This window comes from Sphingobium sp. TKS (genome assembly GCF_001563265.1).
In the GTDB taxonomy this organism is placed as follows: Bacteria; Pseudomonadota; Alphaproteobacteria; order Sphingomonadales; family Sphingomonadaceae; genus Sphingobium.
In genome coordinates this window covers 1,290,745-1,311,434 of sequence record NZ_CP005083.1, presented here as the reverse complement: position 1 = coordinate 1,311,434, position 20,690 = coordinate 1,290,745, and the positions used below count along the sequence as shown (strand labels likewise).

General features: G+C 63.9%; 20 protein-coding genes and 2 pseudogenes. 11 read left to right on the top strand and 11 right to left on the bottom strand.

Features of this window, described 5'->3' with window-relative positions:
- Positions 1 to 19 precede the first annotated feature (19 nt).
- The 4 genes and pseudogenes from K426_RS06615 to thiS form a co-directional block, all read right to left on the bottom strand.
- Entirely contained in the window at positions 20 to 1,318 is a 1,299-nt protein-coding gene (locus K426_RS06615; protein WP_066555297.1) for a glycosyltransferase family 4 protein, read from the bottom strand.
- Positions 1,319 to 1,348: 30 nt separating this feature from the next.
- The gene (locus K426_RS06610) at positions 1,349 to 1,789 is read right to left on the bottom strand and encodes an HIT family protein (RefSeq protein WP_066555294.1); all 441 of its coding nucleotides are present in this window, start codon (positions 1,787 to 1,789) and stop codon (positions 1,349 to 1,351) included.
- A 9-nt stretch (positions 1,790 to 1,798) separates the two neighbouring features.
- Positions 1,799 to 1,882: pseudogene (locus K426_RS32465) on the bottom strand (succinyl-CoA--3-ketoacid-CoA transferase); the annotation flags it as partial.
- 34 nt (positions 1,883 to 1,916) lie between these two features.
- A complete protein-coding gene (gene thiS, locus K426_RS06605) occupies positions 1,917 to 2,924 on the bottom strand; it encodes a sulfur carrier protein ThiS (RefSeq protein WP_082748462.1) in 1,008 nt (335 codons plus the stop codon).
- A 111-nt stretch (positions 2,925 to 3,035) separates the two neighbouring features.
- On the opposite strand from thiS, the gene aroQ reads away from it, so the two are divergent.
- The 5 genes from aroQ (at position 3,036) to polA (ending at position 9,401) form a co-directional block, all read left to right on the top strand.
- Positions 3,036 to 3,476: a type II 3-dehydroquinate dehydratase gene (gene aroQ, locus K426_RS06600; RefSeq protein ID WP_066555288.1), complete on the top strand. Its 441-nt coding sequence runs from the start codon at positions 3,036 to 3,038 to the stop codon at positions 3,474 to 3,476.
- Between the two features lie 83 nt (positions 3,477 to 3,559).
- Positions 3,560 to 4,024 (top strand): acetyl-CoA carboxylase biotin carboxyl carrier protein, encoded by a 465-nt coding sequence (gene accB, locus K426_RS06595; RefSeq protein ID WP_066555286.1) that lies wholly within the window; start codon positions 3,560 to 3,562, stop codon positions 4,022 to 4,024.
- 13 nt (positions 4,025 to 4,037) lie between these two features.
- On the top strand, positions 4,038 to 5,390 hold the full coding sequence (gene accC, locus K426_RS06590; protein WP_066555283.1) for an acetyl-CoA carboxylase biotin carboxylase subunit: 1,353 nt from the start codon (positions 4,038 to 4,040) through the stop codon (positions 5,388 to 5,390).
- Positions 5,387 to 5,734: an arsenate reductase (glutaredoxin) gene (gene arsC, locus K426_RS06585; RefSeq protein WP_066555280.1), complete on the top strand. Its 348-nt coding sequence runs from the start codon at positions 5,387 to 5,389 to the stop codon at positions 5,732 to 5,734. The genes accC and arsC overlap by 4 nt, the downstream gene beginning before the upstream one ends.
- A gap of 880 nt (positions 5,735 to 6,614) precedes the next feature.
- Positions 6,615 to 9,401, top strand: coding sequence for a DNA polymerase I (gene polA, locus K426_RS06575; protein WP_066555273.1), 2,787 nt, complete (start codon positions 6,615 to 6,617; stop codon positions 9,399 to 9,401).
- Positions 9,402 to 9,507: 106 nt separating this feature from the next.
- On the opposite strand, the gene K426_RS06570 is transcribed toward polA, so the two are convergent.
- From K426_RS06570 to K426_RS06560, 3 genes are all read right to left on the bottom strand, one after another.
- Positions 9,508 to 10,959: a mannose-1-phosphate guanylyltransferase/mannose-6-phosphate isomerase gene (locus K426_RS06570; protein ID WP_066555270.1), complete on the bottom strand. Its 1,452-nt coding sequence runs from the start codon at positions 10,957 to 10,959 to the stop codon at positions 9,508 to 9,510.
- A 131-nt stretch (positions 10,960 to 11,090) separates the two neighbouring features.
- Positions 11,091 to 11,354: a TFIIB-type zinc ribbon-containing protein gene (locus K426_RS06565; RefSeq protein ID WP_066555269.1), complete on the bottom strand. Its 264-nt coding sequence runs from the start codon at positions 11,352 to 11,354 to the stop codon at positions 11,091 to 11,093.
- A gap of 4 nt (positions 11,355 to 11,358) precedes the next feature.
- Positions 11,359 to 12,051: a Bax inhibitor-1/YccA family protein gene (locus tag K426_RS06560; RefSeq protein ID WP_066555267.1), complete on the bottom strand. Its 693-nt coding sequence runs from the start codon at positions 12,049 to 12,051 to the stop codon at positions 11,359 to 11,361.
- A gap of 335 nt (positions 12,052 to 12,386) precedes the next feature.
- On the opposite strand from K426_RS06560, the gene cysS reads away from it, so the two are divergent.
- The 6 genes from cysS to aat all read left to right on the top strand — a co-directional run bounded on the left by cysS (position 12,387) and on the right by aat (position 18,639).
- Positions 12,387 to 13,916 carry a cysteine--tRNA ligase gene (gene cysS / locus K426_RS06555; RefSeq protein ID WP_066555262.1) on the top strand — a complete coding sequence of 510 codons (1,530 nt, stop codon included), beginning with the start codon at positions 12,387 to 12,389 and terminating at the stop codon, positions 13,914 to 13,916.
- A gap of 162 nt (positions 13,917 to 14,078) precedes the next feature.
- Positions 14,079 to 14,396: a Rap1a/Tai family immunity protein gene (locus tag K426_RS06550; RefSeq protein ID WP_066561448.1), complete on the top strand. Its 318-nt coding sequence runs from the start codon at positions 14,079 to 14,081 to the stop codon at positions 14,394 to 14,396.
- 123 nt (positions 14,397 to 14,519) lie between these two features.
- Entirely contained in the window at positions 14,520 to 15,890 is a 1,371-nt protein-coding gene (locus tag K426_RS06545; RefSeq protein ID WP_066555261.1) for a class II 3-deoxy-7-phosphoheptulonate synthase, read from the top strand.
- Positions 15,891 to 16,094: 204 nt separating this feature from the next.
- The gene (locus tag K426_RS06540; RefSeq protein WP_066555259.1) at positions 16,095 to 16,820 is read left to right on the top strand and encodes a cupin domain-containing protein; all 726 of its coding nucleotides are present in this window, start codon (positions 16,095 to 16,097) and stop codon (positions 16,818 to 16,820) included.
- Positions 16,821 to 16,964: 144 nt separating this feature from the next.
- Positions 16,965 to 17,714: a ParA family protein gene (locus K426_RS06535; protein ID WP_066555258.1), complete on the top strand. Its 750-nt coding sequence runs from the start codon at positions 16,965 to 16,967 to the stop codon at positions 17,712 to 17,714.
- Between the two features lie 160 nt (positions 17,715 to 17,874).
- A complete protein-coding gene (gene aat, locus K426_RS32460) occupies positions 17,875 to 18,639 on the top strand; it encodes a leucyl/phenylalanyl-tRNA--protein transferase (RefSeq protein WP_066555257.1) in 765 nt (254 codons plus the stop codon).
- 35 nt (positions 18,640 to 18,674) lie between these two features.
- Here aat and K426_RS32930 read toward each other — a convergent pair.
- From K426_RS32930 to K426_RS06510, 4 genes and pseudogenes are all read right to left on the bottom strand, one after another.
- Positions 18,675 to 18,845: pseudogene (locus tag K426_RS32930) on the bottom strand (DUF2155 domain-containing protein); the annotation flags it as partial.
- Positions 18,846 to 19,072: 227 nt separating this feature from the next.
- Positions 19,073 to 19,471, bottom strand: a complete 399-nt coding sequence (locus K426_RS06520; RefSeq protein ID WP_066555256.1) for an NADH:ubiquinone oxidoreductase subunit NDUFA12 — start codon at positions 19,469 to 19,471, stop codon at positions 19,073 to 19,075.
- A gap of 49 nt (positions 19,472 to 19,520) precedes the next feature.
- Positions 19,521 to 20,024 (bottom strand): DUF192 domain-containing protein, encoded by a 504-nt coding sequence (locus tag K426_RS06515; protein WP_066555249.1) that lies wholly within the window; start codon positions 20,022 to 20,024, stop codon positions 19,521 to 19,523.
- A gap of 78 nt (positions 20,025 to 20,102) precedes the next feature.
- Positions 20,103 to 20,627 carry a regulatory protein RecX gene (locus K426_RS06510; RefSeq protein WP_066555247.1) on the bottom strand — a complete coding sequence of 175 codons (525 nt, stop codon included), beginning with the start codon at positions 20,625 to 20,627 and terminating at the stop codon, positions 20,103 to 20,105.
- Between the last annotated feature and the right edge of the window lie 63 nt (positions 20,628 to 20,690).

Below are 20,690 nucleotides of genomic sequence, written 5' to 3'. Positions count from 1 at the left end.
CTCGCCCGACGGGAAGACGTCAAGCGAAGGCCGAAGCCGTCATCTCCTGCAACATATCGGTTACAGTGTCGAAATAGGCTTCCCATGTCGGCGGCCGCCAGCCCGCGATCCGCGCCAGTTGCGCCGCCCGCTCGGGTGAATCCGGCTTGCCGTAAGCCTCGATGGCCCTCAGCCAGCCCAGGCCATCCAGCGGATCGAGATAATCCGGCGCATCGCCGCCAACCTCCCGATGCGCGACGATGTCGCTGCAAATCACCGGCACGCCCGCCGACAGGGTCTCGATCACCGGCATGCCATAGCCTTCCTCGAAGGAGGGCATCAGCATCGCCCTCGCCCCTGCGACCAGCGCGTTCATTGCATTGTCGGGCACGCTCCCCGCCTCGATCACATGGCCGCGCAGGATTTCGGCACGCTCCAGCATATCCACGACATTCTCATTCTCCCAGCCGCGCCGTCCGATCAGCACCAGCACCGGCGCCTGGTCGCCCAGCCTTTCCACCAGCCGCCGCCAGATGTTCAGCAGCAGCAGATGGTTCTTTCGCGGCTCGATGGTCGAGATATAGACGAAATAGGGCCGATCCGGCACGGCATGGCTACCCTCCACCACCATGTCCGGCGCATCGGCCCCGAAATGCGCCACCCGGATCACCCGCCCGTCCAGCCCCCGCGTCAGATGCGGCGCCAGCGCGTCGATCGTCGCCTGACTGTTGCCGATGATGCCATCTGCATAGCGGTCGATCGTCCGCACTCGCTTCAAATGCTCCTCCGCGCCCTGAGGCCGGGCGAATTCGGGATGGGTGAGCGGGATCACATCGTGCACCAGCGTCACGAATTTCGCGCCCTCCGCCCGCAGGATTGCGCCCACTTGCTCCCCATCGTCCAGATGATGCGGCGACACCTGCAAATAGATGCGCGGCCCCGCCGCCACCGGCACCGGGCGGGGCCGCAGCGCGATCAGATGGCGGATGACGGCGGCCTTGCTCTCCTTTTCATCCACCGGCCCCTTGTTGCGCCAGCGCGCCGCCGTGAACGCCAGGAACTGGCGCACGGCCGCGTCCTTCAACCGCCCATAATAGCCGCCCGCCGGATGCACGGCGGCAAAGGCCAGCCGATCCGGCATCCGCTCCAGCAATTCGCGGGCATAGATATATTCGACCCGGTCGATCCCGGTCGGCGCGGCATGGAAACTGCGCGAGAGCAGCCGCGAAATGTCGAGGATGATCTCGGCCGGCCGTTCACCGCCGGCAAAGCGCCGGCTTTCCCGCTTGGAACGCAGCGCCAACCGCGCACCGGGAGCCTTGAAGGGCTTGAGCGCCATGTCAGAGCGCTTTTACAGGGGTTTGGCGCATCAGAACTGGGCGCGAATCTCTTCGGCCAGCTTCTGCAACGCCGCCGGATCGGCAAAATCGCCCTGCGCATGCGCGACGAAGTTGCGCGACTGCCCCTCCCAGCGCGGCACGATATGGAAGTGCAGATGGAATACGGTCTGCCCGGCGGGCGCGCCGTTGAACTGCGCGACATGGATGCCGTCGGGGTCCAGCGCCTTGCGGGTGGCATTGGCGACCTTCTTCACCGTCGCCATCACCTGCGCCAGCGCCTCATCCTCGACGTCGAGGATGTTGCGCGCCTTGGACCATTTGGAAATGACCAGGCTATGCCCCTTCGACTGCGGCTGGATGTCGAGGAAGGCATAGCTATGCTCATCCTCATAAAGCTTGGTCGAAGGGATTTTCCCCTGCAGGATCAGGGCAAAGACATTGCCCTCGTCATAAGTGCCGTCGAGGCTCATCGCGCTTCCTTAAGCCAGATAATGCGCGCTTGTCTTAGCGGCGACTTCCTCCGCCGTCACGCCCGGAGCGAGTTCGACAAGACGGAACGCGCTTCACCGGCATCCGTTCGTTTCGAACGGATGCCGGTCAGATCAACCCAGCCAACGGACTCGACGGATCGGCATACATCCGCTTGCCCATGCGCCCGGCGCGATAGGCCATGCGCCCGGCCTCGACCCCCGCCTTCATCGCGGCGGCCATCAGCACAGGGTTCTTCGCCTCGGCAATCGCCGTGTTCATGAGGACGCCGGTGCAACCCAGTTCCATTGCCTGCGCCGCTTCCGAAGCGGTCCCCACGCCCGCATCGACCAGCACCGGCAGCGTGGTGCCCTCGACGATCAGCCGGATGGTCACGCGATTCTGGATGCCCAGACCCGACCCGATCGGCGCGCCCAGCGGCATGATCGCCACCGCGCCCACATCCTCCAGCCGCTTGGCCGCAATCGGATCGTCGACGCAATAGACCATCGGCTTGAAGCCTTCCTTGGCCAGAATCTCGGTCGCCCGCAGCGTCTCCACCATGTCGGGATAGAGCGTGCGCGCCTCGCCCAGCACCTCCAGCTTCACCAGATCCCAACCGCCCGCCTCGCGCGCCAGACGCAGCGTGCGGATCGCCTCTTCGCCCGTATAGCAACCCGCCGTATTGGGCAGATAAGTAATCTTCTTCGGATCGATGAAGTCGGTCAGCATCGGCGCGTTCGGGTCCGACACATTGACGCGCCGCACCGCCACGGTGACGATCTCCGCCCCCGAAGCCGCGACCGCCGCCGCATTCTGCTCGAAATTCTTGTACTTGCCGGTGCCGACGATCAGCCGCGACCGGAAGGTCTGGCCCGCGACGGTCCAGCTATCCTCATCCACCGCCGCGACCGGATGGTCGCCACCCCCAACGAAGTGCACGATCTCCAGCTCGTCGCCATCCTCGACGCGCACCTGCGCCAGCGTCGAGCGCGGCACCACCTCCAGATTGCGCTCCACCGCGACCTTTTCCGGCACGAAGCCCAGTTCGCTCGCCAGCTCCGCCAGCGTCAATCCGGCGCGCACGCGGCGATGCTCGCCATTGATATGGATGGAGATGGTTCCGTCGACGCTCAATGCTCTGTCCTGTCAAACAAGGTGTCTCGACTTGGCGCGACACGAAGGGCTAAAGATCAGCGCGCATATAGGGGCGTCCATGCCCCGCTCGCAACCATAAGGGGGACCGTCATGGCCGAAACGCGCAAAATCTATGTCCTGAACGGTCCCAACCTCAACATGCTGGGCACGCGCGAGCCGGAAATCTACGGTTACGACACGCTGGACGACATTGCCGAACGGATGGAGGACGCCGCGGGCCGCGCCCATGTCGAGATCGACTTCCGCCAGTCCAACCATGAAGGCCATCTGATCGACTGGTTGCAGGAGGCGCATGCGGAGGGCGCCCATGCCGTCCTCCTCAATCCCGGCGGCCTGACCCACACGTCGATCGCGCTGCACGACGCGATCAAGGGCATCACCGTGCCGGTGATCGAAATCCATCTGTCAAACCCCCATGCGCGCGAGCCCTTCCGCCACAAAAGCTATGTCGGCATGGCGGCGAAAGGGACCATCGCGGGCTTCGGCGCCATGTCCTACATGCTCGCGCTCGAAGCCGCCCTCGAACTGTAACTCGACGCACATAAGTTGCGCTCCGGCGCAAATGCGCATAGGCGCGGGCATCAGAAACGAAATTCACGGTCCAGGGACTGAAAATGAACGACAAGGCTGAAAAGGGCGCAATGCAGGTGGATGTACAACTGGTGCGCGATCTCGCCGCCCTTCTCGATGACACCAACCTGACGGAAATCGAGGTGGAAGACGGCGACCGCAAGATCCGCGTCGCCCGGACGGTCAGCAGCGCTGCCGTCGCCTATGCGCCCGCTCCGCTTGCCGCCGCCGCACCAGCCGCCGCCGCTCCGGCAGCAGCCCCGGCCGAAACGGCCACCAATGCCGTCCGCTCGCCCATCGTCGGCACCGCCTATCTCGCCGCCGAACCGGGCGCCGCGCCCTTCGCGCCTGTCGGCTCGACCGTGAAGGCGGGCGACACCGTCGTCATCGTCGAAGCGATGAAGGTCATGAACGCGATCACCGCACCGACCGCCGGCACGGTCAAGGCCGTGCTGGTCGATAACGGCCAGCCGGTCGAATATGACCAGCCGCTGATCGTCATCGAATAAGGCCGCGCAACCTATGGCCATTGAAAAGCTGCTGATCGCGAACCGGGGCGAAATCGCGCTTCGCATCCACCGCGCCTGCCATGAAATGGGCATCAAGACGGTGGCGGTGCATTCCACCGCCGACGCCGACGCCATGCATGTGCGCCTTGCCGACGAAGCGATCTGCATCGGCCCGCCCGCGGCCAAGGACAGCTATCTCAACATCGCCGCGATCATCTCCGCCGCCGAAATCTCCGGCGCGGACGCGATCCATCCCGGCTATGGCTTCCTGTCGGAAAATGCCCAGTTCGCGGAGATCGTGGAGGCGCACAACATCGCCTTCGTCGGTCCCAAGCCCGAACATATCCGCATCATGGGCGACAAGGTGGAGGCGAAGCGCACCGCAGGCGCGCTCGGCCTGCCGCTGGTCCCCGGCTCCGACGGCGCGCTCGAAAGCGTCGAGGAAGCGAAAGCGGTCGCCGCCAAGATCGGCTATCCGGTGCTCATCAAAGCCGCTTCGGGCGGTGGCGGGCGCGGCATGAAGGTCGTGCCGAGCGAAGATTTGCTCGAAACATCCATGAAGCAGGCAGGTTCGGAGGCGAAGGCCGCCTTCGGCGACGATACCGTCTATATGGAAAAATATCTGGGCAACCCCCGGCATATCGAATTCCAGGTCTTCGGTGACGGCAACGGCAACGCCATCCACCTGGGCGAGCGCGACTGCTCGCTCCAGCGCCGCCACCAGAAGGTGCTGGAGGAAGCCCCCTCCCCCGTCCTCTCCACTGCCGAGCGCGACAAGATGGGCGAAGTCGTGCGCAAGGCGATGGCCGACATGGGCTATCGCGGCGCGGGCACGATCGAATTCCTGTGGGAAGACGGCGAATTCTACTTCATCGAGATGAACACCCGCCTTCAGGTCGAGCATCCCGTGACGGAGATGATCACCGGCGTCGACCTGGTCCGCGAACAGATCCGCGTCGCGGAAGGCAAGCCGCTCTCGGTCGAGCAGCAGGATCTGGTCTTCACCGGCCACGCCATCGAATGCCGCATCAACGCCGAAGACCCCCGCACCTTCGCGCCGTCGCCGGGCACCGTCACCAGCTATCATGTGCCGGGCGGCATGCACGTCCGCGTCGATAGCGGCCTGTATCAGGGCTATAAGGTGCCGCCCTATTATGACAGCATGATCGGCAAGCTGATCGTCTACGGCCGAACCCGCGAAGGCTGCATCATGCGCCTGAAGCGCGCGCTGGAGGAATATGTGATCGAGGGCATGAAGACCACGATCCCGCTCCACCAGAAACTGCTGACCGACCCGGACTTCCTCAACGGCGACTATACGATCAAGTGGCTGGAAGAGTGGTTGGCGAAGGACGAACAGGCGTGACGAAAGCGACCATCTGGCACAACCCCCGTTGCTCGAAGTCGCGGCAAGCGCTCGCGATCCTCGAAGCCACACCGGGGGTTGAGGTGGAGATCGTCGAATATCTCAAGACCCCGCCCAGCCGAGCCGAAATCGAAACGGTGCTGAATAAGGCGGGCGTCCGCCCTTCGGAAGCGGTCCGCAAGGGCGAGACGGTGGTGAAGGAAATCGGCCTCAACGTGACGGATGACAAGGCCGTGCTGGACGCTATGGCGACGCACCCGATCCTGATGGAACGCGCCATCGTTATCACGGACAAAGGCGCCGTCATCGCCCGCCCTCCGGACCGCGTGAGCGAAGTCCTTTAAGACCCGCCCCCTACGCCGTCACCCCAGCAGAAGCTGGGGTCTCAGGCCATGTCGCGCATCGCCTCCCTAAATGCCTGCTTTCGCTGGCATGACGGAAAAGGGTGGAAAGCGGACTGGCGGCTTACATGCTGGAAAGTAGAGAAAGCTGACGCTAGAATACGGCCATGGATTTCTCCGGCTTCCTGCTGACTCCGCTCGCTGCGGTCATTACGGCCGTGTGGATTGTTGGCGCAAGCATCCTGTCAAAACCCAGCCCCGGCTTCCGCTCACCGTTTTTGCTCTCCTACGTATTGGGCGTGATCTTCATGCAGCCATGGAGAATGTCGGCGTGGGAGCATCTAGGCATGTTCGCTGTTATGCTTGTCATGCTCGCACTCTGGGTTGCAATAGGCTGTCTTGTCGGCGGATTACCTGCCGTCCTGGCCGTTTTAGTCGCTGGGAAACTCCGGCGTCGATTTACTAGCCGATAGGCCGCTTTCGGGCGGCGCAGCGTAAGAAGCGAATGGCCATGAATGGTCGCTTCCAGTCTATCCTTAGTCCATCCGGCCCTGAGCCTGGATGACTGGCAAACGGTCATGCGTGACTCAACCGCCACAGCCCATTCCCAAAAACATCCTATTTCTCCACCAGAGAGCGATTTTATCCTGTCCTATTCCGCTCCAACCGACCTATCCCGTTCCCTTCTTTGAAAAGTCCGACACAATCCGCCTCGCGCCTACGCGCGCCCAGGCACGCGCGCGCATACACTGTGAACTTCGGCCCAAAAATGGCGAATTTCCGTCCTTTCCATCGCATCGCCCCCGCCCTGAGCCAGGAACCCGCTTCCTACACCGACAACCCCACTGGAGCCACCCCGCATAACCCGCTATCCCCTCCCCCCATGCCTCAGAATCATCTCTACCTCGTCGACGGCAGCGGCTACATCTTCCGCGCCTATCATCAGCTTCCGCCGCTCACCAACAAGCATGGCCAGCCCGTCGGCGCGGTCTATGGCTACACCACCATGCTCTGGAAGCTGGCCGATGAGTTGGGCAAAGCAGAAGGCCCAACCCATCTCGCGGTGATACTGGACAAGGGCAGCCACACCTTCCGCAACGACATGTACGACCAGTATAAGGCGAACCGCCCGCCCGCGCCGGAAGACCTCGTCCCGCAATTCCCGATGATCCGCGACGCCACCCGCGCCTTCTCCCTCCCCTGCATCGAGGAAGCGGGTTTCGAGGCCGACGACATCATCGCCAGCTATACGAAAGCCGCCGTCGCGGCGGGCTGGCATGTCACCATCGTCAGCTCCGACAAGGATTTGATGCAGCTCATCCAGCCCGGCGTCGACATGTACGACACGATGAAGAATGAGCGGCGCGGCGCCGACTATGTCATGACCAAGTTCGGCGTCCAGCCCGAGCAATTGGGCGACGTGCTGGCGCTGATGGGCGACAGCGTCGACAACGTGCCCGGCATCCCCGGCATCGGCCCCAAGACCGCCGCCAAGCTCATCAGCGAATATGGCAATCTGGAAGCCGCGCTCGAAGCCGCGCCTTCGATGAAAAAGTCGAAGATGCAGGAAAATCTCATCGCCCATGCCGACATGGCGCGCCTCTCGCGCCGCCTCGTCGCGCTGCACGATGCGATGGACCTGCCCGAACCGCTGGACGACCTGACGCTCAAGGGCATCCCGCTTGAGCCGTTGCAGGCCTTCCTCGAACATCATGGCTTCAAGTCGCTGCTCGCCCGCGCAGGCGCGCCCGCCGCCGCCGTGGCCGTCGCGACCGCGGCCGCCGCCGTCACACAAGCGACGCCCCCCGCCGCCCCGGTTCATGAGGAAGAACCGCCGATCGACCGCAGCCTCTACGAAACGGTCGTTACCGAGGAAGCGCTCGACCGCTGGATCGCCGCCGCTCATGCCGAAGGTCTGGTCGCCGTCGACACCGAAACCGACATGCTCGACTGCGTCTCCTGCGCGCTGGTCGGCGTCAGCCTCGCCGTCGGCCCCAACGCCGCCTGCTACATCCCCGTCGGCCATGGCGGAAGGGACATGTTCGCGGAAAAGCCCGACCAGCTCCCCCTCGCCCTCGTCCTTGCCAAGTTGAAGCCGCTGCTCGAAGACGACAGCGTCCTCAAAATCGGCCAGAACCTGAAATATGACATCACGGTCCTGCGCCGCCATGGGATCGAGATCACGCCCTATGACGACACCATCGTCATGAGCTTCGACCTCGACGCGGGCCAGAGCCTCGCCGGCCACGGCATGGACGAGGCAGCCAAGGTCCACCTCAACCATATCTGCATCAGCTTCAAGGATGTGTGCGGCACCGGCAAGAGCCAGATCAGCTTCGCGGAAGTCCCGCTCGACAAGGCGACCGAATATGCCGCCGAGGACGCGGACGTCACACTACGCCTGTGGAAGCTGTTCAAGACCCGCGTCGCCAATGAAGGCGCGACCCGCGTTTATGAACTGGTCGACCGCCCGCTCGTCTCCGTGATCGCGAAGATGGAGCATGAAGGGATCAAGGTCGACCGCGAAGCCCTGTCCCGCCTGTCCGCTGAGTTCACCGCCGGCATCGCCGCGCTGGAAACGGAAATCCATGGCTTGGCGGGCCAGCCCTTCGCCATCGGCTCGACCCAGCAGCTTGGCGCGATCCTGTTCGAGAAAATGGGATATAAGGGCGGCAAGAAGGGCAAGTCCGGCGCCTATTCCACCGATGTCACCATCCTTGAGCAGTTGAAGGCCCAGGGCGCGGAAATCGCTGGAAAAATCCTCGACTGGCGACAGCTTGCCAAGCTCAAATCCACCTATACCGATGCGCTCCAGGCCCAGATCAACAGGGACACCAGCCGCGTCCACACCAGCTACAGCCTGTCGGGCGCGCAAACAGGCCGCCTGTCCTCGACCGACCCCAATCTCCAGAACATCCCCATCCGCACCGAAGTCGGCCGCCAGATCCGCCACGCCTTCGTCGCGGAGCCGGGCAATGTCATCCTGGCGGCGGACTATAGCCAGATCGAACTACGCCTCGCCGCCCATATGGCGGACGTTCCAGCACTGAAAGAAGCCTTCGCGAACGGTGAGGACATTCACGCCGCCACAGCCCAGCAATTGTTCGGAGAGGTCAACCGCGACACACGCGGCCGGGCCAAGACGATCAACTTCGCGATCCTCTACGGCATCAGCCGCTGGGGTCTCGCGGGACGGCTGGAGATCAGCGCCGACGAAGCGCAGGACATGATCAGCCGCTATTATGAGCGCTTCCCCGGCATCAGCCTCTACATCACCGAAACGATCGAGAGGGCTCGCTCAAGGGGCTATACCGAAACCCTCTTCGGCCGGAAAACCTGGTTCCCGCGCATCAAAGCGTCAGTCCAGCATGAACGTCAGGGCGCCGAACGCGCCGCGATCAACGCCCCGATCCAGGGCACCAGCGCCGACATCATCAAGCGCGCCATGGCCCGCATGGGACCGGCGCTGGCGGCGGAAGGACTGCACAAGGTCAAGATGCTGCTGCAAGTGCATGACGAACTGGTGTTCGAACTGCCGAAAGGCGATGTCGGGCATGCCAGCGCCGTCATCCGCCGCATCATGGAAGGGGCTGCGGAGCCGATCGTGAAGCTGAGCGTCCCGCTAGGCGTAGAAATCGGCCACGGCCCGAGTTGGGGCGCGGCGCACTAAACCCCGCATCTACTCCCGTCATCCCAGCGCAAGCTGGGATCTCAGGCGATAGGGCGCGGTATAGCCTCATGAGATCCCAGCTTGCGCTGGGATGACGGAAGACTTTTCAACCCCGCGCGTAACGGTCTTCATAACGGACGATATCGTCCTCCCCGAGATACGTCCCTGTCTGCACCTCGATAAACACCACCGGAATCTTCCCCGGATTCTCCACCCGATGTTTCGCCCCGGCCGGCACGTAGAGCGACTGGTTCTCGGTCAACAGCGTCACCGCCTCGCCAACCGTGACCTTGGCCGTCCCTTCGACGACGATCCAATGCTCGGACCGATGGAAATGGCTCTGCAGGCTCAATGACTGTCCCGGCTGCACCGTGATCCGCTTCACCTGAAAGCGCTCGCCCGTCAGCAACCCTTCCACCCAGCCCCAGGGCCGGTGATCTTTGGGAAAGCTCTCCGCCTGCACCGCGCCCTTCGCCTTCAGCGCCTCGACCGCCAGTTTCACATCCTGCGCCCGCGATTTGTCCGCGATCAGCACCGCGTCGCTCATCGCCACGGCGATGATGTTGCTAAGGCCGATGCCGACCAGTTCCATGCCCTCGCTGTCCGACCGCAGCAGCGTATCATTACAATCGATCGCGGTCGCCCCGCCGCCCACCGTCACGCCCGCGGCGTCAGGCCCGGCATGACTCCACACCGCGTCCCAACCGCCAAGGTCCGACCAGCCCGAATCATAGGGCACGACCGAAAGATTGTCGGCCCGCTCCATGATCGCATAGTCGATGGAGATATCCGGCGCCGCGTCCCACGCCTCCGCCGCCAGCCGCAAAAAGCCCAGATCGCCTTCCGCCGCCGCGACAGCGGGCCGCACCGCCGCCAGCACATCGGGCGCGTGACGCTCGAATGCCGCGATCAGATCCTTTGCCGCAAACAGGAAAATCCCCGCATTCCAAAGATGATCGCCGCTCGCCACCATCTCCAGCGCGCGGGCCGCATCCGGCTTCTCGACAAAGCGGGCCAGCTTGATCGGCCGTCCCGATCCATCCGGCTTCGCCACGACCTTCAAATAGCCATAGCCTGTCTCCGGCCGGGTCGGCTGGATACCGAAGGTCACCAGATCGCCGGTCCGCGCCGCTGCCAGCCCCTGGCTCACCGCCGCCCGGAAAGCCTCTGCGTCCGGCACCACATGATCCGACGGCGCGACCAGCATCACCGCATCGGGATCGCTCGCCACCAGATGCAGCGCCGCCGCCAATATCGCAGGCGCGGTGTTGCGCACCGAAGGCTCGATGATGATCGCTTGCGGGTCCACCCCTTCCTGCGCCAATTGCTCGGCCACGATGAAGCGGAAGGTCGCGTTGGTCAGCACCACCGGCCGGGCAAAGGCAAAACCCTCGCCCGCACCGGACAGCCGCTCCACGACGGAGCGAAACAGCGTCTGCTCGCCCAACAGCGGCACGAACTGCTTGGGATAGGATTTGCGCGACAAGGGCCACAGCCGCGTCCCCGATCCACCCGCCAATATCACCGGCGTAACATTCGCAGCGCTCAAATCAGACATATAACTCACTCGGAACCCATGAAATCAGCCGCAATCGGCCATGATTTGCCTGCTTATCGCCAGTCCGCGAATTTACCTAAGCCAGAATCCGGCCGACAAAAAAACGGCCCCGCAATCGGGACCGCTTTCTGTCAGTCGAACAGCTCTTCCAGAAAGCTCTTCTTCCGTTTCTTCTGATAATATCGCCCGTCGTCACGATCCGGCCGATAGCTGGGCGGTGGCACCGGAACTCCACCCACCGACCGCTCTATGATCTTGTCCAGTTCACCCCGGTCGAGCCAGACGCCCCGGCATTGGGGGCAATAATCGATCTCGACCCCCTGCCGGTCTGTCATGGAGAGCCCCACATGACAGACCGGGCAGAGCATGGCGGACACAGCCGCCTGATCCCGCATCCGATTATTCCCGCTCGCCGGTCAGGCTGAGCAGCATCTGGAACAGGTTGACGAAGTTCAGATAGAGCGACAGCGCGCCCATCACCTGCATCTTCTGCGCCACCTCATGGCCTGCATAGACGAAATATTCCGATTTGATGCGCTGCACGTCCCAGGCGGTAAGGCCGGTGAACACCACCACGCCGATGATCGAGATCACCATCTGCATGGCCGACGAGCCGATGAAGATGTTGATCAGGCTCGCGACCAATATGCCGATCAGGCCCATGATCAGGAACGACCCGAATTTCGACAGGTCGCGCCCGGTCGTATAGCCCCACAGCGCCATAGCGAGGAACATCACGGCGGCGGAGAAGAAGGCCTGCGCGATCGACCCGCCGGTGAAGACCAGGAAGATGCTGGCCAGCGACACGCCCATCACCGCCGAAAAGGCGTAGAAGGCCATGCGCGCGCCCGCGGTCGTCATCTTTTCGATGCGGAAGCTGAAGAAGAACACGAAGGCCAGCGGCGCGAAGATCGCCACCCACTTCAAGGGGGTGCCGAAGATCGCGGCGGCCAGCACCGGCGTATTGCCGATGAAGGCGGCGACCAGCCCGGTGATGACCAGGCCAATGCCCATATTGCGGAAAACGCCCAGCATGTGCGCGCGCAGCCCGGCATCGGTCTGCGCCGTCTGGCTCGCACCATAGCCCGGCATACGAACGGGATTGTTCACGGCGTTGTTACTCCATCCAACAGTCAGTTACGGCCAAAACAGCCTTGGGATCGAGTGGCCCGGCGCGGTCTTCGTGAGGTCAGAGGGGGGCAAACGCTCACGAACCTGCACCGAGCACACTCGATGCGGTCCGACATCGCGGCTGGATCATGTCACACCAATCCAACCGCCAGAGGGGCCCGGCCCGCACGAGCAATATCGGTGGGGGAACGCTTAAGTGCAAGGGTCGGGGCAAGCGATCGGCCCGTCAGCAACAATTTGTTACAATTCCCCTCCCCTGTTGACGGCAATCCCGAACAGCCGCATGGCTCTGCGCCATGAGCGACCAGTTCACCCCTGCCGAGCAGCATGCCGACGCCCCCTTGCGCCTGTTCAACAGCCTGACGCGCACGGTCGAGCCCTTCACGCCGATCGAAGCCAACCACGCCCGCGTCTATAGCTGCGGCCCGACGGTCTATAATTACGCCCATCTCGGCAATCTGCGCGCCTATGTCTTCACCGACACGCTGCGCCGGACGCTGCTGTGGAAGGGGCTGGACGTCACCCATATCATCAACATCACCGATGTCGGCCATCTGACCAGCGACGCCGACGCGGGCGACGACAAGATGGAGGCCGCCGCCCGCGCCCAGGCGAAGAGCATCTGGGACATCGCTGCCCATTACACCGATGCTTTCAAGCGCAACATCGCGGACCTCAACATCATCGCGCCCAGCGAATGGACGGTCGCCACCGACTATGTCCCGCAGATGATCGAATTTGCGGAGAAGATCGCGCCCCAGCATTGCTACGAACTGGAAACCGGCCTTTATTTCGACAGCAGCACCGTCCCCGACTATGGCGCGCTTGCCGGCGGCCGCGACGACGCAGCCCATGCCCGCATCGATCCGGTCGCGGGCAAGCGCAACCCGTCCGACTTCGCCATCTGGCGCAAGTCCCCACCGGGCGAGCAGCGCCAGATGGAATGGGACTCCCCCTGGGGCAAGGGCGCGCCGGGCTGGCACCTCGAATGCTCGGTGATGAGCGAGGCACGCCTTGGCCATCCGTTCGATATCCACACCGGCGGCATCGACCATCGCGAAATCCACCACCCCAACGAGATCGCCCAGAATCAGGCTTTCCATAGCTGCTGCGGCGAGCCGGACGCTGCCACCGCAGGCTTCACCGGCGCCCAGTGGTGGATGCACAATAATTTCCTGGTGGACCGTCAGGGCAAGATGAGCAAGTCGAAGGGCGGCTTCACCACCCTCTTCTCGCTGATCGACGTGGGTGTGCATCCGCTCGCCTACCGCCTGCTGTGCCTGGGCGCCCATTATCGCAGCGAACTGGAGTTCAGCGCGGAAAGCGTCAGCGCCGCCCTCACCCGCCTCAAGCGCCTCGTCATGGGCGTCGAAAATCTCAAGGCCCGCGCTGAAGGCATCACCTGGCAGTCGTTGCGACTGGACTGGCTGCGCGCCAATCTCCACCCCAAGCTCGCGCCGCTGCTCGAACAGTTCGACGCCGCGATCAGCGACGATCTGATGACTCCCCGCACCCTTCCGCTGCTGGAAGAGACGATCGCCCTGAAAAAGGTGCCGGTGGACGAAAAACTCTGCCTGCTGGCCGCCTTCGATCAGGCACTGGGGCTCAACCTGCTGACGATCAGCCGCGTCGACCTGCGTATCCAGCCCAAGGACACCCAGATCACGCCGGAAGAGATCGAAGCCGAACTGGACCGCCGCCAGACCGCCCGCGCCGAAAAGGACTTCGCCCTGTCGGACGAAATCCGCGACACCCTGATCGCCCGCGGCGTCGAAGTGATGGACGGCGACCCGCTCCGCTGGGACTGGCGCCTGAACCTCGCCTAAAGCTTGCCGGCAGGCGTTTGCACGGAGCGCGCTGGAAAACGTCCCTCATCTGAGGCAGGATGTGCGCGGGGAAGGCCGGTCCGTTTGGACAGGCCGCGCCGAAACGGGCAGATTCCGCACATGCTCAAACACGCAACGGCAGCGCTTATCGCGCTCAGTGCAATGGCGGCAATCCCAATTGCTGCACCTGCTCAGACCTATATGTTCGAGACGGGCACGACCCTGCTCGCCAAATGCCGCAACAAGGCGCCCGAATATGCGCTCGCCTGCACCGCCTATATCGTCGGCGCGGTGGACGGCATCAAGAAGGACGTGTTCATCGGCCGCGCCAGGCCCAATTGCTGGCCCGCGCAGATGGACGCGGAGGAAGTGAAGCGCATCGTCATCGCCTATCTCAACCGCTATCCCGACCAGCGAAAGGCGCCCGCCTCCGTCCTGGTCAGCGTCGCGCTCAACGAACATTATCCTTGCGAGAAATAACGCCGGTCGCCCCGGCCGCGCCGCTATAGGAACCCGGCACGCGCCACCGCCGCTATAAACTTGCGTCAGGCTCTGGTTGCGCGTAGGTGCGGCCCCTATTTTAGACTTTTTGGGAGACTCAAAGTGGCGGCGAAGTGGACGCCGGAAAGCTGGCGGGAGCATAAGGGCATTCAGATGCCCGTCTATCGGGATGCCCAGGCGCTTGGCGCGGTGGAGGCACAGCTCAGCCAGTTTCCCCCGCTCGTCTTTGCCGGCGAAGCGCGCAACCTGAAGGCGGAACTCGCCAAGGTCACGGCCGGCGAGGCTTTCCTGCTGCAAGGCGGCGACTGCGCCGAAAGTTTCGCGGAGTTCCACCCGAACAATATCCGCGACACCTTCCGCGTGCTGCTGCAAATGGCGGTGGTGCTGACCTTCGCGTCCAAGCTGCCGATCGTGAAGGTCGGCCGCATGGCGGGCCAGTTCGCCAAGCCGCGCTCAGCCGATACCGAGACGATCGGCGGCGTGGAGCTGCCCAGCTATCGCGGCGACAATGTCAACGACATCGCTTTCACGCCCGAGGCCCGCGAACCCGACGCCCAGCGCATGATCCGCGCCTATAACCAATCGGCGGCGACGCTGAACCTGGTGCGCGCCTTCTCGACCGGCGGCTATGCCAGCCTGGACCGCGTCCATGGCTGGATGCTCGATTTCATGGGCCGCAGCCCCTGGGCCGCAAAGTTCGAGGCGATGGCGGACCAGATCGGCCAGGCGCTCGACTTCATGCGCGCCTGCGGCCTGTCGCCCGAAACCGTACCGCAGCTAGGCGGAACCAGCTTCTACACCAGCCATGAGGCGCTGCTGCTTCCCTATGAGCAGGCGCTGACCCGGCAGGATTCGCTGACCGGCGACTGGTACGATACCTCCGCGCACATGCTCTGGATCGGCGACCGCACGCGGTTCGAGGGTTCGGCCCATGTCGAATATCTGCGCGGCATCGGCAATCCGATCGGCATGAAATGCGGACCCAGCCTGGAGCCGGACGCGCTCATTCGCCTGCTCGACATCCTCAACCCCTCGCGAGAGGCGGGCCGCATCACGCTGATCACCCGCTATGGTCATGACAAGATCGAGGCGGGCCTGCCCAAACTGGTCCGCGCAGTCCTGCGCGAAGGCCATCCGGTGGTCTGGTCCTGCGACCCGATGCACGGCAATGTGATCAAGGCGGCCAATGGCTACAAGACGCGCCCCTTCGACCGCATCCTGGCCGAAGTGCGCGGCTTCTTCGCCGTCCACCGCGCCGAGGGCAGCTTCGGCGGTGGCATCCATGCCGAAATGACTGGCCAGAATGTGACGGAATGCACCGGCGGCGCTGTGGCGATCACCGACGAAGGACTGGCGGACCGCTACCACACCCATTGCGACCCGCGCCTCAACGCGGCGCAGAGCCTCGAACTCGCTTTCCTGCTCGCGGAAATGCTGAACGAGGAACTGAAGGAGCGCCGCGCCGCGGCGTGAGGGAAAAAGCGCTTTCGTGTTCCTGCGAAGGCAGGAACCCAGTTCGAACCTTGGGACTGGACTCCTGCCTTCGCAGGAGTACGGAAACGCTTCAATCATGAGTAAATACAGCAGAATCCCCGGCCAGCACTGACGCCTTGAGCGAAATATACCGCGCTTGCCGACCTACTCCCTTCCCTTGCTCGACAGGATAAGGGACCATCAATGACGCAAGCACTGGCCGTCGAAACCCGCAGCTTCCGCGACCTGCGCGCCTTTGCGGCGGACGCGACGATCCCCGCCGACGCCCATGGCGATCCCTTTCTCGCCAGTCGCGCCGCGCTCGATCTCCCCCAAGGCCCGATCTCGATCAGCCTCGTCGTCCTGCCCCAGGGTCGCGGCCGCGTCGAAGCCCTGCCCGACGACGAATTCCTCATCCTCCTCGACGGCGCGATCACCCTCGAAACGGCCGACAGCATAACCCAGCTAGCCGCCAACCAGAGCGCCGTCATCACCAAGGGCACAGCTTTTGCCTGGTCCTCCCGCGAGGGCGCCCGCCTCATCGCCATGCGCCGCAACGGCAGCCCGGACAGCAGCCCCGCCATCATCTCCATCGACGAAAGCGCCCCGCTCGAACCGTCCAACCCACCGCTGGCCGAACTGCTGGTCGGCCCGACGCCCGACTGTCGCAACTTCACCGACTATCGCTCGGCCGACACCGAATTCGTCTGCGGCACCTGGGATTCGACGCCCTATCATCGCCTTTCCATGCCCTATCGCCATTATGAGCTGATGCACCTGCTCGACGGCAGCGTCACCTTCGTCGACGGCGACGGACGGGAAGGCACTTTCCGCAAGGGCGACATCTTCCTGGTCGAACAAGGCGCGCATTGCAGTTGGGAAAGCCGCGAACATGTGAAGAAAGTCTACGCCATCTACCGTCCCGCCTGAACTCCCCATTCTTCACCATCATTCCCGCTTTAGCGGGGATGGCGGACGTTGCCCGAACCCGTCATCGGCACTCACTGTCACGACGTCGTAACATTGTCATGATTCAGCCCTTGCTTTGGCGGTGCAGCAAGATAGCTTCCGCGCATGGCAAAGGAACCGCAATTGGCGACCATCGCCGTCTACAGCCTCAAGGGGGGCGTGGGTAAGACCACCTTCGCGATCAACCTCGCCTGGGCATCCGCAAGCATCTCGAAACGGCGAACATTGCTCTGGGATCTCGATCCGCAGGCGGCAGCGAGCTGGCTGATCTCCACCGACATGCAAAGCCGCGACGCCGCGCAGGCGATCTTCAGCAAGGATGTGGAGGTCAGCAAGCTGATCCAGCCCTCGACCGTGCCGGGCCTCGACCTGATCGCGGCCGATACCTCGCTGCGCAACCTCGACCATCTGTTCCGCGAGATGGACAAGAAGAAACGCCTCGCCAAGCTGATCGACACGCTGGGGCGCGATTATGACCGCATCATCCTCGATTGCCCGCCCGGCCTCACCGAAACCAGCGAACAGGTACTGCGCGCCGCCGACATGATCGTCATCCCGGTCATCCCCTCCCCCCTTGCCCAGCGCGCCATGGGGGAAGTCGCCCGCTATCTGGTCCAGCGCGGCGGCAGCCACCCGCCGATCATGCCGGTCTATTCCATGGTCGACCGCCGCCGCGCCCTGCACCGCGCCGCACTGGAATCCCAACCCGGCTGGCCCGCCATACCCATGGCCAGCACGGTCGAGCAGATGGCGGTTCGCCGCAAGCCGCTGGGCGCCTTCGCGGCTTCATCCCCGTCCGCCCAGGCCTTTGCCGGGCTGTGGACGAAGATCGAGCGGCAGATACAGCGACGCTAAAGGGAGCATGTGAGTTCTACTGGAGCAGAATCCGACCCGATAGCATCGGATCGGCTGCTCTAGACCCTTGTTTTGCCGCGTTTTCCGAGTCAGCAGACGATTCTATCTGGTTGGAAAACGCTCTGGCGCGTCGCCGCGTCCCGCGTTAAGTCTTTGCTTGATGACGATTGACCCGCTGGTGCTGTTGCAGGCTTACGCGATCGGCGTGTTTCCGATGTCCGACGATCGCGAGGCGGACGAGGTTTACTGGATCGAGCCGAAGCGGCGGGCGATCATGCCGCTCGATGGTTTCCACATCTCCCATTCGCTGGCCAAGACGATCCGGCAGGAACGGTTTCGGGTGACCGCCAATCGCGACTTCGCCGGGATCGTTCAGCTCTGCGCGCAAGCCGCGCCGGATCGGCCCTCGACCTGGATCAACCATCCGATCGAGCGCGCCTATCGCCATTTGCACGAGATCGGTTTCGCCCACAGCGTCGAAGTGTGGGAGGACGAGGAACTGGTCGGCGGGCTTTATGGCGTCGCGCTGGGGCAGGCTTTTTTCGGGGAAAGCATGGTGTCGCGGCGGACCGATGCGTCGAAGGTCGCGCTTGCCTGGCTGACGGCGCGGATGCGCTTCGGTGGCTTCACCCTGCTCGACTGCCAGTTCATGACCGATCATCTACGCTCATTGGGCGCGATCGAAATCAGCCAGCGGGATTATCTTCAATCGTTGGCGGGGGCGCTCGACGGCGTGGCGCTGGGGGCTGGACGGGCCGTGCTGGCGGGCGGCTCCGGCGTCTGGGCGGAACTGGCATTTTCGCCGCTCGCCGGGGACGCCTTGGCCGGACCGCCGTCCGATACCTCGCCCTTGTCGCCCAGCTTCACCGTGTCGGGGCCGGTTTCGGGCCAGGCCATCGTGCAGCTTCTCACCCAGACGTCATAGATCGGGTGCTGGACCACATTGCGGTCCGGCCGTTCCTTGAACAGCCAGCCGGAAAAATTGCGGCGCCATTTATTGTCGGCGGTGCTGCGCACGTCTAGCTGCACGAAAGCCCCGGTTTCCTGAACATTTTCCCAGGGCGCGGTGGTTTCGCAGGCTTGCAGCCGGACGATGGCGTCGCCCACGCGCAGCGCTTCGCCGGGCTTCATCTTCAGATCGGTGGTGATGCCGTTGCGCTTGTTGAGCAGGCCGATCACGGCGACCCGCTCGTTCATCGGCGTGCCGGACAGGGCCGACTCGTCGCCGTCGCGGATCTTCTGCCCTTCGATGCGGACGGGGCCGGTCCGGTTCTCCGTAGGCATGTCGTCGCCGCCGCAGCCTGCGAGAATCAGCGTGCAGCCGAGAATCGGCAGGAAGCGTCCCACCGGGCGCCGCGTCATGATGCGTCGGGGCTCCACGCCTCATAGTCGCCGGTCGCCTTCTGGCGCTGGCCGCCCTTTTCCAGCGCGCCCGAGGGGCGATAGGCCTGGGCGGTGCCGGTGGCGTTGGGGGTGAAGTCCTTTTCCCAGATGCGCGGCGGCGGCAGAAAGCTTTCCGGCGCGCCCTCGATCGTATGATGCAGCCAGCCGTGCCATTCGGCGGGCACGCGGCTCGCGTCATTGGGGCCGTTATAGATGACCCAGCGACGGGTCAGGCCATTGGGGTCGGTGCCGCCTTCATAATAGACATTGCCCTGATGATCCTCGCCCACCTTGGTGCCCTTGCGGGAGGTGTAGAGCGAAGTGCCGATGGTCGCGCCATCCCACCAGGTGAAGATCTTGCCAAGGATTCCCATGGGCGAAGCGCTTAGCCGTTGGGGCTGGCGCTTGGCAAGGTCGTTCTGGTCAGCGAGGGCAGAAATTGAGGGGGTTTGATGGGGCCGGCCGGTCGCAATCGCCCCAGTTGACGCGATCGCCTTCCCTGATCCCAAGTTCGGCCGCGCGGCCGCCGCGCAGTTCGAGGACGGCGGCGACGGGGATGCCCGCCGAAACCGGCTCGCGGGAATAGGGCACGGCATTGGCCTTCAGGAAGGCGATGCTGCCGTCGGTGTGGATGAAGAGCATGTCGAGCGGGATCAGCGTGTTCTTCATCCAGAAGCTCGCGGTGCGCGGCGGCGACATGGGAAAGAGCATGCCGGAGTCGGCGTCCAGCGACTTGCGGAACATCAAGCCCTGTTCCTGCTGCTTTTCGGTGAGGGCGACTTCGACGGCGAAGCGGTGGGTGGTTTTGGCGGTGTGGATGGCGAGGGGAAGGAGGGTGGTCTGCAGGGTGGCGGCGTTTTCCGTTTTGGGGGCGCTCTGGGAACAGGCCGCGAGGAAGGCGAAGATGAGGAGAGGGAGGCGCTTCATGGGGATGGAGTTAGCCTATTCGCCGGGAACGGTCGATTCCTCCATCGTCGCTCCCGCCTGCGCGGGAACGGCAAAGGGCTATATGTCCGCTTCCGGCACTTCCCCAGGCGCGGCGTCGGTCCAGCGGCGGGCCGTGGCGTAGCTGTGACCGGCGCGCAGGAAGGCGGCGATCCATTTTTCGCGTTGTTTCGGGTCCGGGCGTGCCTGCGCATAGGGGCCGATGCGCTTGCGGCGGGCGAAGCGGTCGGCGGCGGTCCAGCCTTCGTTCCGGGTCTGAGTGTCGGCTTCCTCGCGATCGGATTGCGCTATGCCGTCGGCGCGCAGCGTTTCGGCAACGCGGCGCGCACCATAGCCGCGGCGGGCAAGCGAGGCGCTTTTCATCACCGCATAGCTGGCGTCGTCGACATAGCGCAGTTCCGTGAGGCGATCGACCAGCGCCTGCGGGTTGGCGGGCTCTTCCCCTCCCCAGCCGCGTTCCTGGATTTTCCGGCCCAAATAAGCGAGCAGCTTGGCCCGGCTGGTCGCGAAACGCCCGACATAGCGCAGCGCCAACTCGCGCAGGGCTCCTTCGTCGAGGGGAGAAGGGGGACGTTTATCGGCCATGGCAACGCTTCATGTGGTGCTTATGCCTTTGGCGCCTTGATTATGCCACAGTGGGGCCGGAAT